General features: G+C 70.4%; 11 protein-coding genes. 5 read left to right on the top strand and 6 right to left on the bottom strand.

What is annotated here, in order from left to right; all coding sequences use genetic code 11:
• Positions 1-115: 115 nt before the first annotated feature.
• Together AC3WOH_RS00455 and AC3WOH_RS00450 are read left to right on the top strand one after the other, a co-directional pair.
• A complete protein-coding gene (locus AC3WOH_RS00455; protein WP_492227449.1) occupies positions 116-1,207 on the top strand; it encodes a porin in 1,092 nt (363 codons plus the stop codon).
• Between the two features lie 9 nt (positions 1,208-1,216).
• Positions 1,217-2,737: an amidohydrolase family protein gene (locus tag AC3WOH_RS00450; RefSeq protein ID WP_492227448.1), complete on the top strand. Its 1,521-nt coding sequence runs from the start codon at positions 1,217-1,219 to the stop codon at positions 2,735-2,737.
• A gap of 28 nt (positions 2,738-2,765) precedes the next feature.
• Here the strand turns inward: AC3WOH_RS00450 and AC3WOH_RS00445 are convergent, their stop codons facing one another.
• Positions 2,766-3,191: a hotdog fold thioesterase gene (locus AC3WOH_RS00445; protein ID WP_184855097.1), complete on the bottom strand. Its 426-nt coding sequence runs from the start codon at positions 3,189-3,191 to the stop codon at positions 2,766-2,768.
• A gap of 159 nt (positions 3,192-3,350) precedes the next feature.
• Here AC3WOH_RS00445 and AC3WOH_RS00440 point away from each other — a divergent pair, with 159 nt between their 5' ends.
• Positions 3,351-4,094, top strand: coding sequence for a TFIIB-type zinc ribbon-containing protein (locus tag AC3WOH_RS00440; protein WP_492227447.1), 744 nt, complete (start codon positions 3,351-3,353; stop codon positions 4,092-4,094).
• An 8-nt stretch (positions 4,095-4,102) separates the two neighbouring features.
• On the opposite strand, the gene ubiM is transcribed toward AC3WOH_RS00440, so the two are convergent.
• The 4 genes from ubiM to AC3WOH_RS00420 all read right to left on the bottom strand — a co-directional run bounded on the left by ubiM (position 4,103) and on the right by AC3WOH_RS00420 (position 7,698).
• The gene (gene ubiM / locus AC3WOH_RS00435) at positions 4,103-5,371 is read right to left on the bottom strand and encodes a 5-demethoxyubiquinol-8 5-hydroxylase UbiM (RefSeq protein ID WP_492227446.1); all 1,269 of its coding nucleotides are present in this window, start codon (positions 5,369-5,371) and stop codon (positions 4,103-4,105) included.
• A gap of 84 nt (positions 5,372-5,455) precedes the next feature.
• Positions 5,456-5,884, bottom strand: coding sequence for a hypothetical protein (locus tag AC3WOH_RS00430; protein ID WP_492227445.1), 429 nt, complete (start codon positions 5,882-5,884; stop codon positions 5,456-5,458).
• Positions 5,885-5,944: 60 nt separating this feature from the next.
• On the bottom strand, positions 5,945-6,838 hold the full coding sequence (locus AC3WOH_RS00425) for an alpha/beta hydrolase (RefSeq protein WP_492227444.1): 894 nt from the start codon (positions 6,836-6,838) through the stop codon (positions 5,945-5,947).
• Positions 6,839-7,092: 254 nt separating this feature from the next.
• Positions 7,093-7,698 carry a TetR/AcrR family transcriptional regulator gene (locus tag AC3WOH_RS00420; protein WP_492227443.1) on the bottom strand — a complete coding sequence of 202 codons (606 nt, stop codon included), beginning with the start codon at positions 7,696-7,698 and terminating at the stop codon, positions 7,093-7,095.
• Positions 7,699-7,858: 160 nt separating this feature from the next.
• Between AC3WOH_RS00420 and AC3WOH_RS00415 the strand changes: the two genes are divergently transcribed.
• Complete coding sequence (locus AC3WOH_RS00415; RefSeq protein ID WP_492227442.1) at positions 7,859-8,098, top strand: DUF6139 family protein; 240 nt, start codon at positions 7,859-7,861, stop codon at positions 8,096-8,098.
• A gap of 47 nt (positions 8,099-8,145) precedes the next feature.
• Here AC3WOH_RS00415 and AC3WOH_RS00410 read toward each other — a convergent pair whose 3' ends face one another.
• Positions 8,146-10,518, bottom strand: coding sequence for an Ig-like domain-containing protein (locus tag AC3WOH_RS00410; protein WP_492227441.1), 2,373 nt, complete (start codon positions 10,516-10,518; stop codon positions 8,146-8,148).
• Between the two features lie 224 nt (positions 10,519-10,742).
• Here AC3WOH_RS00410 and AC3WOH_RS00405 point away from each other — a divergent pair, with 224 nt between their 5' ends.
• Positions 10,743-12,824, top strand: coding sequence for an acetoacetate--CoA ligase (locus AC3WOH_RS00405; RefSeq protein WP_492227439.1), 2,082 nt, complete (start codon positions 10,743-10,745; stop codon positions 12,822-12,824).
• Positions 12,825-12,915: the final 91 nt, after the last annotated feature.

The raw sequence follows: 12,915 nt of genomic DNA, 5'->3' as shown, positions 1-12,915 counted from the left end.
CTCCCATGCATCGCCCTGCGGGTGCGAGGGGAGAGGGCGGCGCAGCCCTGGCCGAGAGCGCACCAAAGGGCTCCCCAAAGAACACGATGACTTTCAAAAGAACGGAGACATGGACATGAAGACAACCCTCATCACCGCCACGCTGGGCCTGCTGGCCACGGCCGCCGCTGCCCAATCCTCGGTCACGATCTTCGGCAACATCGATGCCGATATCGCCCACTACCAGCTCAATGGCGTGCGCAGGACCCTGCTGGGCAGCAGCGGCGGCTCGCCCAGCCTGCTGGGCTTTCGCGGCACCGAAGACCTGGGCGGCGGCCTGGTCGCGGGCTTCTGGCTGGAAGCCGCGCTGCTCAACGACACGGGCGCGGGCACGGCGGGGGGCGCCCTGGCCTTCCAGCGGCGCAGCACGGTGGGCCTGAGCGGACCCTGGGGCGAGGTGCGCCTGGGCCGCGAGAACGCGCCCACGTTCTGGAACCACCTGGTCTTCGACCCCTTCAACGGCGTGGGGCCGGGCGCCGCCACCAACATCGCCATCGGTGCCGGTGGCAACGGGGGCTCCAGCGCCAACCCGCTGACCTCGGTGTACGTGGACAACACCGTGAGCTACCGCTATGGCTATGCACCCAACAGCTCCTCGTACGTGGGGCGCGGCTTCTACGCCCAGGCCATGCATGCCTTCGCCGAGAACAGCGGCAGTGCAGCGCCCCTGGGCCGCTACACCGGCGCACGCGTCGGTTATGCGCAGGACGGCCTGAATGCCGCCATCGCCTATGCCCAGTCACGCGGTCCGGCAGCCTATGGCGCGCCGGCGGGCGGTGAGGTCAAGGAGTTCAACCTGGGGGCCTCTTACGACGCGGGCTTCGCCAAGCTGATGGCCCACGGCGGCTTCAATGCAACGGGCGTGGCGGACACGCGCTACACGCACTGGGGTGTCGGTGCCACGATTCCGGTGGGGGCGGTTGGCTACATCCCCGTGTCCTACCACCGCACGCGGCGCGACAATGCGCAGGGCAGTGGGGCAGAGCAGGTGGCCGTGGGCTATGTCCACCTGTTGTCCAAGCGCACGGCGGTCTACGGCAGCATCGCCCATCTGCGCAACCTGGGTGGCGACACTTTTACCTTCCGCGGCGGCAATGGCGGCAGCTCGGGTCTGGCCGGGGGTGGTTCCGGCACGGGCTACGACATCGGCATCCGGCACAGCTTCTGAGGACCTGCCATGAAAACCCTGTCTTTCCTGGCCACCGTGGTGGCCGCCATCGCCGCGGCGGCAGCCCTGTCCTCGTGCAGCCAGCAACCCCCGCTGGCGGTGGTCGACGAAGGCCTGGTGCTGCGCAATGTGCACGTCGTGGACACGCGCGACGGCACATTGCAGCGTGGGGTGCATGTGGTCATCCATGGCGGCCGCATCCAGGCCATCAGCCCATCGCCCGTGCGCACCGGCGCTGGCGTGCAGTCGGTGGACGGCGCGGGCCGCTACCTCGTGCCGGGCTTCCTGGACATGCACACCCATGCAGCGCCCACGCTGGGATCGGAGCCCAACGACTTCACCGTGCTGCTGGCCAACGGCGTCACGGGCATCCGCGAGGCCGGCGGCTCGCCGGCGCTGATCACCGCGGTGCGCCGACACAACGCCGCCGTGCAGTCGGGCTCTGCCGCCGGGCCCGAAGTGCTGATGGTGCCCAGCCTGATCTATGCCGGGCAGGCACCCACGCCCGAGGGCGCACGCCAGTTCGTGCGCGATCGGCTGGCCGAAGGGGCGGATTTCATCAAGGTGGTGGGCGGCCCGCCGGCCGCCTTCCTGGCCGCGATCGACGAGGCGCGCCAACAGGGCTCGCACGCGGCCGGCCACATGAGCCCGGCGGTGAGCGCAGCCGCGACCTCGGCGGCAGGCTACCGCTCCATCGAGCACCTGGGCTCGGGCATGGGCCTGCTGCTCGACTGCTCGGGCGAGGAGGCCGCGATCCGCGCTGCGGCGCTGGCCCTGCGGGTGCCGCCCCCCACGCAGGTCATCAACCCGCGCCTGGCCGATGGCAACGCCTATGCCGACCTGACCCTGCGGCTCATCGCCAGCTACGATGCGGCCAAGTGCGCCCGCCTGGCCCAGGTGTTCGTGAAGAACGGAACCTGGCAGGCCGTCACCCTGGTCCGCCTGCGCACCCAGGCCTATGGGAACGATCCGGCCTACCGCAACGACCCGAACCTGCAGTATGTGGACAAGGCCCGTGCAGCGCAGTGGGCCGGCATCGGCGCGCAGTTCGACGCCACCCTGTCGGCCCCGGCCCGGGCGGGCCTGCAGTCGTTCTACCAGCTGCAGCGCAGCACCGTGAAGCTGCTGCAGGACCAGGGCGTGAAGATCCTCGCCGGCTCGGACCTGGGCGGGGGCTGGCTCGTGCCCGGGTTCAGCCTGCACCAGGAGTTCGCCGAGCTGCGCGCCGCCGGCCTCACGCCCCTGCAGGTGCTGCAGGCGGCGACGCTGAACGGGGCGCAGTTCGCCGGGCGCGAGTCCACCCTGGGCACCGTGGAGCCGGGCAAGTGGGCCGACCTGGTGCTGCTCGACGCGAACCCGCTGGAGGACGTGCGCAACCTCGACCGGATTGCCTCGGTGGTGCTGCGCGGCCGGCATTTCCCGCGCGCGGAGCTGGACCGCATGCTGCAGCAGGTTGCGGCCGGCTATGCGGCCCAGGCGCCGCGGCCGCAGGCAGCGCTCGAAGACCCCACGCACCCGCCGCACCACTGAGCGGTGCGGGGGCGGGGGAGGGCAGCACTCAGCGCGGCGCCAGGATGGCCATGGTGATGCGCGACACGCAGGTCATTTCGCCCGCGTCGTTGACCATGTCGATCTGCCAGACGTGGGTGGTGCGGCCGATGTGCACCGGGCGCGCCGTGCCCGTGACCCAGCCGCTCTGGGTGGAGCGCAGGTGGTTGGCGTTGATGTCGAGGCCCACGGCGCGGTAGCCCTCGGGGCAGGCATGGGCGGCACCCACGGATCCCAGCGTTTCGGCCAGCACCACGCTCACGCCGCCGTGCAGCAGGCCGTAGGGCTGGTGGGTGCGCTCGTCCACGGGCACGCGGCCGCGCACGAAGTCGTCGCCGACCTCCAGGAACTCGATGCCCAGGTGCGGCACGGCCGTGCGCAGGCTGTGGTGGGTGAGCGATTCGACGGTGATGGGTTTCTTCCAGATGGCAGGCATCGTTGTACTCTTCTCTTCTCTCGCAGAGGGCGCCGGCAGGCGCCCGTCGGGTTGGCAACATGCCATTGTGCTTGGGTTCGGCGGGCTGGGTTCGTCGCCTGCGGGTCAGGCCCCTGCCGCGCTACCATGGGCGCATTCCCGCCGGCTTTGCCTTCGTCCATGCAGCACCTTCCCTCTTGCCCCTCCTGCCGCCAGCCCATGGAGGAGCACCGCTTCGCCACCAACCTGGGCGGCGAGCTGGCGCTCGACATCTGCTTTCCCTGCCAGGGCATCTGGTTCGACCGGCACGAGAACCTCAAGCTGGCGCCCACGGCCGTGGTAGAGCTGTTCAAGCTGCTGCACGAGCACCGCACGGACGAGCGGCGTCCCCTGCAGAACAGCATGGCCTGCCCGCGCTGCGTGCGCCCGCTCGCGCATGGCTTCGATCTGGTGCGCAGCGGCCGCTATGTGCTGTACCGCTGTGCCAGCCAGCATGGCCGCTTCAGCACCTTCTCGTCCTTCATGGTGGAGAAGGGTTTTGTGCGCCACATGACGAAACCCGAGGTGGCGGACCTGGCCCAGCGCGTGGGTGCCATCTACTGCACGAGCTGCGGCGCGCCCGTGGACATCCGCAAGGACCACGCCTGCCCGTATTGCCGCGCGGCGTTCTCGTTGATCGACCCCGAAGCCGTGAAGCGTGCGCTGGAGGGCTATGCCCAGGCCGGCCAGCGTGCCGCCCAGCTGCACCCACCCCAGCGCACGGACCTCGCGGATGCGCTGGTGTCGCTGGAGCGCGACCGCACGCGCGCCGAGCGCGAGCGGCAAAAGCAGCGCTTCACCAGCGGCGATGCCTCCGAGGCCACGGTTACCGGGGACCTTCTGGTGGCCGGTGTGGCTCTGGTGTGGGGCATGCTCAGCTCCTGAGCGTCCGTTCAATCCCAGGGCCGCAGCGTGGTCCGGTGGGCTGACGCCCGTGCGCCCATGGGCCCGGTGAGTTGCCCCACGATGGCCGCCCGCAGCGGTGGCAGGCGCCGGGCCAGCTGCAGCACGCCCTGGCGCAGCAGGCGGGGCAGCGGCCGGGCGTCGGTGTACAGCCGCACGATGGCGTTCGTGCCCTGGTAGAGGGGCCAGGCATGGCGGTGGTGGGCGCTCGCATAGCGGGCCAGCGCGGCTGCATGGCCGGTGTCGTGCCCCTGGTGGCGACCCGCGACCAGGGCGGCCACCAGCCGCTCCACGCCCGCCAATCCCAGGTTGAAGCCATGGGCCGTCACCGGGTGCATGCCCACGGCGGCATCGCCCAGCAGCGCACAGCGCGGGCCCGCAAAGCGCTGGGCATACACGCCCACCAGCGGATAGGCATGGCGCTCCCCCTCCAGCTGCATGGGCCCCAGCCGCTGCTGGAACTGGGCCTGCACCTCGGCGGCAAAGGCCTCGGGCGGCAGGGCCATCAGCGCGGCCGCATCGGCGGCACCGGCCGTGACCACCACCGAGCAGATGGACTGGCCGTCGGGCGCCTCAGGCAAGGGCAGGATGGCCAGGGTACGTGCGTAGCCAAAGCATTCATGGGCCGTGCCGCCATGGGGCAGGGCATGGCGCATGCGGCAGACGATGACCGTGCGGCCGAAGTCGGTGGTGTCCGCGCCGATGCCCAGCTGGCGGCGCGTGGCCGAGAAGCGGCTGTCGGCCGCTACCAGCAGGGGGGCGCGCAGGTGCAGCGCCTGCGCGGCATCCATACCCTTGGCCGGGGCCAGCGTGCAATCGAGCTCTGCATGGCCCGCCCTGATGGCAACCCGGCTCACCTGGGCGCCGGTGAGGATATGCACACCCGCGGTGCGGGCGGCCACGGCATGGGCCGTGCGCCGCAGCGCGCGGTTGGGAACGATGGCGCCCAGCGCCTGGGCCCCGCCGGTGTGCAGGCGCAGGGGGCCGTGGCGGCCCGGCGGGCCGTCGTGCACCTGCGCTTCGCGGATCTCCCCACGTTCATGGGCCTGCAGGCCGGCCCAGGTGCCCAGGCGCTGCAAGGTGGCCGCGCTGGGGTGGGTGAGCGCGATCTCGCGCCCGTCGGGCGCCGGGTCGGCCAGCGCGGCCTCGGGCTGCCGCTCCACCACGGTGGCGCCGAAGCCGGCCTGCGCCAGCGCGATGGCCAGCGAAAGCCCGGTAGGGCCCGCACCCACGATGAGAACGTCACACGGCGAAGTCATGGCAACAGGAGGAAAGGGAGCGCACCCCAATCAGGTGCGCGGCCCATTGTGCTGCCCTGACGCCAGCAGGGGCTTTGCCGCAGGTCAAGCCTTGCGCGGCTTGGCGGGCTTTTTCTTTTTGGAGGGGGTCGCCTTGCTGCCGCCACCGCGCAGGTGCAGCACCCAGGCCACCAGCAGCCACAGATAAGACAGCGGCACCGAATACGCCGCCACCGCGGCCAGCGACAGCGGCGGGGCCGCTATCGAGCGTGGGTTGGCAATGGTCTGCAGCAACTGGCGCGTGCCATCGCCCAGCACGGGCGTGCCCTGCACACCGCCCGTGCGTGACATGCGCGCCGCCATGAACAGCATGAACTCCATCAGCAGCGCGCCGATGAAAAAGCAGGCCACCAGGGCCAGCAGCTGCAGGAAGGCGCGGCGGTTGCCCTTGGCGAGGAAGAAGACGGCGGACACCACGACCAGGGCGAGCAGCGCCCAGACCAGGACGGGCCAGGCGGACATGAGCAGGGGCATCGGAAACTCGGGTCGGCAGGATAGGGGCTGCCGATCATAGGCCCCCTGCCGAGGGCAGTGTCAGCGCTGTATGAAATCCGCCACGGCGCGCAGCACGGCCTCGTCTTGCAGCAGCTTGCGGTGGCCCAGGCCGTCGGTGGCCAGCAGCTGTGCGCCGGCGATGTGGTCGCGGTAGGCCTCGCCGTCGGCAAAGCGGTTGATGCGGTCGCCCCGGTCGTGCACGACCAGGGTGGGCAGCGCGATGCGCGGGCCCACGGCCTGGGGTTCGAACTGGGGCATGAGGATGCCCTCGCGCGCCTCGATGTGGCGCTCCATCGCGGCGCGCGTGGCCTCGGTCAGGCCGAACACCTGGGCGAACAGGCGGGTGTACTCGCGCGGCGATGCGGGTGGCGCCAGCAGCACCAGCCGGCCGGCCGGCAGTCCCCGGCTCGCGGCATGGGCCGCCGCGTTGGCCGCCAGCGAGTGCGCCGCCACGGCGGCCAGCGCATGGCCCCGGGCCTGCAGGCGCGCGGTGGCGTATTCCAGGGCGCGGGCGAACTGCGGCAGGTTGCTCACCCGCCCCCGGCTGCCGCCGTGCGCGGGCAGATCCACCAGCACGGGCTGCATGCCGCGTGCGGCCAGGGCCTCGGCCAGCGGCAGCATGTGCCGCGCATGCCCGCCCCAGCCGTGGGACAGCAGCACCACCGGGCCCTCGGCCGGCAGGTCGCTGCGCGTGTAGAGCGTGACTTCGGCGTCCTCGAAGGGCCAGCGCTCAGCGCTCCAGCCGGCGGCCGGAAGGGCTTGCTGGCCGGGTTTGCGCAAGGGCAGGGGGGTGCCGAAGAGGCGGTAGGCGGTGCGCACGGCCAGCCGCGGCCAAAGGCGTTGCGCCGTGCCCAGTGCCAGGCGCACGAGGCGCATGCCGGCATGGGCGCCGTAGAAGTTCGAGGTGGCCTGCACGGCGGTGGACTGGCTCATGGTGGGGCTCCGGGAGAGGGTGGACGAATGCACAGCAAGCGAAGAGGGGGGCTACGGGTCAGTAGAAGACCCAATCGCGGTTGCTGCGCGGAAGCCGGGCCAGCGTCTGGCGCACGGCATGGAGGGCGCCGGCCACCAGGGCAGCGGCAGCGGCAAAGCTTGCAAGGATCAGCATGGTGTTTTCCTTTCTTCGCACGGTTGTGCGAAATTTGGACGAACTGAAAGCAAGGGTTTCCAAGGCCACACCCCGGGGGTCAGGCCGTCTGGTAGCTCTTGACGAGGCGCGCCCAGGACGCCTCGGTGCGTTGCACAGCCTGCGGATCGCGCAGGAAGCGCACGTCGTGCAGCAGGCCCATGATCATGGAATAGATCTCGGCAACCAGCTGGTCGGGTGGGGTCGCGGCGGGCAGGTGCCCGGCCTCGATGGCCTGCAGCACGGTGCGGCGCAAAGCGGCGCGCCAGCGTGTGATTTCCGTGTGCAGCAGGTCGCGCAGCTCGCCATCGCGGTCATCGAGCTCGAAGGCGCCAGCGGTGTAGATGCAGCCCGTGAAGGCCTCGACGTCGCGCGTGCGCGCGATCCAGCGGCGCACGATCTCCTGCAGGCGCGGCAGCCCCTTGGGGTGCTGCATGGCAGGCACGAACACATCGACCAGAAAACGGCGCCCGAACTCCTCGATCACGGCCTTCTGCAGCGCCTCGCGCGAGCCGGCACGCGAGAACACCCCGCTCTTGGACAGACCCACCCGGTCGGCCACGGCCTGCAGGGTGATGGATTCGAGTCCGTCCGACGCGGCGATGTCCAGCGCCGCGCCGACGATGGCGGCGCGCGTGAGTTCTGCTTTCTGGGTCTTGGCATCCATGGTGTGAATTTAGCACATGTGTGCGAAAAATAAAAGCAGCGGATTTCCGCAGGCTTTTCGGGCCCACGCCAAGGCCCTGATGCCAGCGGGAGTTTTTCCTACGGCGCCTTTTTTCCCTGGGAAGTAGAGTGGCTGCTTTGTAACCGCCAAAGGACCAACCATGCGCGTGGACATCTACCGTCGGGCCGAAGCTGAGGGCCGTTTCACCCACCTGGCCGTGCCGGAAGGAAAGCGAATTCCGGAAGAAGCGACCAACACGGACTGGGACACCGAGGTGAAGGGCCAGGACCTCGACGAAGATGCCGACCGCTGGGAGCACTACGGAATCGTCAAGCCAGGCGCCCAGCTGCAGGAAAAGGGCTACGCCATCACCGGCCTGCACGAACCCGAAGGCGGCTGACCACCCCGGCCGCCGCGATCAAGGGGGCCGCAGGCGACCCCACAGCATCAGTACTGGTGCCCGCGCTGGGTGCGGCGGGCGTCGCCTGCCGGCAGCCCGGTGGTCGGCCCGGAGCCGGTCAGCACGCTGGAAGGGCTCACGCTGCTGCCCGATGCCGCCGTGTCCTGGCCGTAGGTGCCTTGCCATACCGACCATGCCATGTCGTTGCCCGTGCACTCGCTGTCCTTGAAGGCCAGTGGGTTCGTGCTTTCGATCCAGTTGGCGCGGGCCGCCAGCTGCGTGGCCAGGCCGGCGGGCCGGCCCTGGCACGACAGGCCGCCATAGGGCGCCGTGCTGCCGCTGCTGAGGATGTTGTGGCTGATGCGCGTGCCAAAGCTCGTGGGGTTGAACGGCCCCCAGCTCAGGGCGATGCGCTGGTTCACCAGCGTGTTGTGGTGCACGTCGTGGTCGCGCATGAAGCAGGTGCTCTGGAAACACTGGGTTCCGAGCAGAATGCCGGCGTTCACCAGCAGGTTGTGGTGGATGTGAACGCCCAGCGAATTGGCCTGGGCCGACACCTGGATGCCCGAGGTGGTGCGGTTGGCGAGCGAGAACACGATGTAGTTCTCGCGATAGGTGTTGTTCTGCGAATTGTCCTTGTCGTGGAAGCCGCCGTTGACCTTGCCCAGGCGCAGCTGGTTGTTCTCGACGAGCGACTCGCCGGCGTCGAAGAAGGTGGTGGCGTAGCCCGCACCCACGTAGGTGCCGAAATCGGTGTCCTGCACCAGGAACTGGTGGCGCCAGGCGGGGCCCGTGTCGCCCCAGCCATGGATGAAGGCGGGGTTCTCGCTCAGCGTGGGGCCCTCTTCGCCGTTGATGAAGCGCACGTTGCGCACCACCAGCCCGGCCTTGCTCGGGTCGCTCACGATGCCGTACTGCTTGACGTTGGCGATGTCCACGCCCTCGATGCGCGGCGCAGGGGCCGTGGAGGAGGCCACCGAGATGCTGCCCGCCCGGTCCAGGTCCAGCGTGGCCACCTCGTCGGGGTAGGCCAGGATCTGCTTGGCCTTGCTGTCCAGCAGCCGCAGGCCGCCAGCCAGGTAGCTGCCCTGGCGCAGCACGATGGCCTGGCTTGAAGTGGTGCGCGCGAGGGCATAGGCCAGCGTCTGGTAGGGCAGGGCGCGCGCGCCCCGGCCACCGGCGTCCTGCCCCTCGGGAGCGACGAACACGAAGCGCGAAGCCGCCACATCGATGGTGAAGCTCTTCACCACGGTCTGCGCCGTGCTGCCGCTGTCCCGGACCTCCAGGGTGACGGTATAGCTGCCCTCGGCAGGCGGGGTGAAGCGCACCGTGCCGCGCCGGAAATCGAGCGACAGGTCGGCAGGGTTCTGGGCCGCACCATTGCGCGTGAAGCCCTGCAGGCGGTACTCGTAGGGAAACGTGCCACCCACCACGCCGGGCCGGCTCTCGTAGGCGATGCCGGGGTAGGCCAGATCGCGCAATGCAAAGGCCACGGCCAGCGGCTTGCGCGGTTCCGTGTCGGGCATGGTGAGGCGGGCCGCGGCGGTGTGCACGCAGCGCACGAAGACCGGCGCGCCATCGGCAGGCACCGTGGCCGGCGCGGACTCCGACACAGCGCAACGCTGGCCGGCGGGCTGGGCCATGATGCGCAGGTCCAGCGCGGCCCCGGCCGCCGCCTGGGGGGCGAAGCGGTAGGGTTCGTTCAGGGTTGCACTCAGGGTCGCAGCGCCATGGCCGAGCTGCAGCGTGCGCCCCAGCCCCAGGCCCTGCACGCGCACATTCAGCGCGACCGGGCTGCCTCCGGCAGGGGCCGGCGTGGGCGCTGCGCCACCGCCTGCGCCGCCTCCACCCGGCGTGGGGGACGGGGTATCGCACTGGTCGCGCAGGGGCTCGTCACCCGCGATCTGCCCCAGCACGCCGAAGCGCTGGCGCGCCAGCAGGTCGGCAAAGCTCTGGGCCCCGCTGGCGCCGTAGCCCACGAACACCGTGAGCCCGGGCAGCGCTGCGGCGGAGCGCAGGCCGGGTTCGGCGACCGCCACCTCCAGGGTGTGCACGCCGGCACCCTGGCTGCGCTGGGGGTGGCGCACCGCGCTGCCGGCCACAGGCACCACGCCGATCGAGGGCGGCAGCACCACCCACTGCCCCTGGCCGTTCTGGAAGGCCCATTGCCCCTGGTAGTGGGCGCCCTTGTAGATGTCGAAGAGCCCATCGGGGCTTTCGGTGCTGAAATCCAGCTGGGCCCGGCCGACAAAGCCCCGGTCCTTGTGGAAGCAGGTGCTGGCCCCCGACACGGCGGGTGGCAGTGGCGTGAGCGCCTGGGCACTGCCAGCGCAGGCCAGGCAGAGCCAGGCCGCGATGGCCCAGGGCGTGCGTTGCAGCGGGCGCACGGCGGCGCCCCCCGCGGTGCGGGTGTTCTTCATCTCCATTCCCCCTCGTTATTGCGGATGCATTTGTTGTGGTGTCCCGGGCCTCGCCCGGGCGAAGCGCAGTATTCGCCAGCGGTTGTCGTACCTCGCAAGGGTTTTCCCGAAAAAGTGTGACCGTCTGTTGTGCGGGCCGGAGGCCGGTCATGCCCCTGTCGGGTGTCAATCCGGGGACGGTGCCCCATGGCAGGTCTGCGCCCGCGCTGGTACGCTGCGTCGCCATGGAGACAAGCACCAATACCCCCCCATTCGTTCCCCAGATCCGCCTGTACCAGAACTGGCTGCGCGAGCAGCGCGGCCTGGCCTTCGACAGCTACGACGCGCTGTGGCGCTGGTCCACGACCGAGCTCGATGCCTTCTGGCACAGCGTCTGGGATTACTTCGAGATCGAGTCGCCCACGCCCCCCACGGTGGCGCTGGCCAAAAACACCATGCCGGGGGCGCAATGGTTCCCGGGCGTGCAGCTCAACTACGCGCGCCAGGCGCTGCGCCATGTGCAGGCGGCCCATGCCGCCGGCCTTCCGGCCGTCATCAGCCGCAATGAGAAAGGCCAGCACCGCGAGCTGGCCTGGCCCGAGCTGCGCCGCCAGGTGGCCTCGCTGGCCTTGCACCTGAAGGCCCAGGGCGTGCAGCCCGGCGACCGGGTGGCTGCCTACCTGCCCAACATCCCCGAGGCCATGGTGGCCCTGCTGGCCACGGTGAGCATCGGCGCCGTGTGGAGCATCTGCGCGCCCGACATGGGCACCAACGCCGTGCTCGACCGCTTCCGCCAGATCGAGCCCACGGTGCTCATCGGCGTGGACGGCATCACCTATGGCGGGCGCGACCACGACCGCACGGGCGTGCTCACCGAGCTGCGCGCGGCCCTGCCCAGCGTGCAGCACGCCATCCTGGTGCCCAACCTCGCTGTGGATGCGGCGCTGGCCGGCTGGTCCGACTGGACGGCAGACGTGGCGGCCAGCGGGCCGGCGGTGGATGCCTTCGAGCCCGCGTGGATGCCCTTCGACCACCCGCTGTGGATCGTCTACTCCAGCGGCACCACCGGCCTGCCCAAGCCCATCGTGCACGGCCATGGCGGCATGGTGCTGGTGGCACTGCAGCTCAAGGTGCTGCACAACGACATTGGCTGCAGCTACGAGGCCAACAGCTTCGGCGAGCGCTACCACTGGTACAGCTCCACCGGCTGGGTGATGTGGAACGCCCAGGCCAGCGGCCTGCTGTCGGGCACCACCTGCGTGATCTACGACGGCAACCCCGGCGGCAGCAAGGACCGGCCCGACTGGGGCACCCTGTGGCGCTTCGCGGCCGAGACCGGCGTCACCTTCTTCGGCGCGGGGGCGGCCTTCTTTGCCAACTGCATGAAGTCGGGGCTGGACCTGGCCGCCTGCGGCGACCTGTCGCGCGTGCGTGCCCTGGGCACCACGGGCTCGCCGCTCTCGCCCGAGGTGCAGGCCTGGGGCACGGCCCAGTTCCAGCGCATCGGCACGCCGGACATCTGGTGGAACAACATCTCGGGCGGCACGGACTTCTGCGGCGCCTTCATCGGCGGCCACCGCGAGATGGCCCAGGTGCCCGGCGAGATGCAGTGCCGCATGCTGGGCGCGGCTGTGGAAGCCTGGAACGCGCAGGGCGAGGCTGTCAAGGACGAGGTGGGCGAGCTGGTCTGCGTGCAGCCCATCCCGTCCATGCCGCTGTACCTGTGGAACGATGCGAACGGCGAGCGCTACCTGTCGAGCTACTTCGACATGTACCCGCCCGGCCATGGCCGTCGCCCCGGCGGCGGCGATGCCGGCCCCGAGGCCGGTGCCGTCTGGCGCCATGGCGACTGGCTCAAGATTGATGGCACCAGTGGTGGCTGCACCATCTACGGCCGCTCGGACGCCACCATCAACCGCCACGGCCTGCGCATGGGCACGAGCGAGATCTACAGCGCCGTGGAGGCCCTGCCCGAGGTGTTGGACAGCATGGTCGTCGACCTCGAATACCTGGGCCGCGAAAGCTACATGCCGCTGTTCGTGGTGCTGCGCGAAGGCGCGCAGCTCGACGAGGCCACACGCCAGCGCCTGAACGGCGCCGTGCGCACCGCGCTGAGCCCGCGCTTCGTGCCCGACGACATCTTCCAGGTGCCCGAAATCCCGCGCACCCTGAGCGGCAAGAAGCAGGAACTGCCCATCAAGAAGCTGCTGCTGGGCCAGCCCATCGAGAAGGTCGTCAACAAGGACGCCATGGCCAACCCGGGTTGCCTGGATTGGTATGTGGCGTTTGCCAACCAGCGGGCTGCCAAGGCGGCAGCGCAGGGCTGACCCAGGCCCTCGACCTGCAAAACTGGCGCGCCCGATGCCAGTGCCCCCGTGCAAGGGCCGCCCCGCCGCACCGGGGGCGTCCCCCTTCAGG

Source organism: Acidovorax sp. FW305-C-20-28, assembly GCF_058783375.1.
This window is presented reverse-complemented; position numbering and strand designations above follow the sequence as displayed.

Coding starts and splice junctions, on each gene's coding strand:
- AC3WOH_RS00455 (WP_492227449.1), top strand. CDS start 116: ATGAAGACAACCCTCATCACCGCCACGCTGGGCCTGCTGGCCACGGCC.
- AC3WOH_RS00450 (WP_492227448.1), top strand. CDS start 1,217: ATGAAAACCCTGTCTTTCCTGGCCACCGTGGTGGCCGCCATCGCCGCG.
- AC3WOH_RS00445 (WP_184855097.1), bottom strand. CDS start 3,191: ATGCCTGCCATCTGGAAGAAACCCATCACCGTCGAATCGCTCACCCAC.
- AC3WOH_RS00440 (WP_492227447.1), top strand. CDS start 3,351: ATGCAGCACCTTCCCTCTTGCCCCTCCTGCCGCCAGCCCATGGAGGAG.
- ubiM (WP_492227446.1), bottom strand. CDS start 5,371: ATGACTTCGCCGTGTGACGTTCTCATCGTGGGTGCGGGCCCTACCGGG.
- AC3WOH_RS00430 (WP_492227445.1), bottom strand. CDS start 5,884: ATGCCCCTGCTCATGTCCGCCTGGCCCGTCCTGGTCTGGGCGCTGCTC.
- AC3WOH_RS00425 (WP_492227444.1), bottom strand. CDS start 6,838: ATGAGCCAGTCCACCGCCGTGCAGGCCACCTCGAACTTCTACGGCGCC.
- AC3WOH_RS00420 (WP_492227443.1), bottom strand. CDS start 7,698: ATGGATGCCAAGACCCAGAAAGCAGAACTCACGCGCGCCGCCATCGTC.
- AC3WOH_RS00415 (WP_492227442.1), top strand. CDS start 7,859: ATGCGCGTGGACATCTACCGTCGGGCCGAAGCTGAGGGCCGTTTCACC.
- AC3WOH_RS00410 (WP_492227441.1), bottom strand. CDS start 10,518: ATGAAGAACACCCGCACCGCGGGGGGCGCCGCCGTGCGCCCGCTGCAA.
- AC3WOH_RS00405 (WP_492227439.1), top strand. CDS start 10,743: ATGGAGACAAGCACCAATACCCCCCCATTCGTTCCCCAGATCCGCCTG.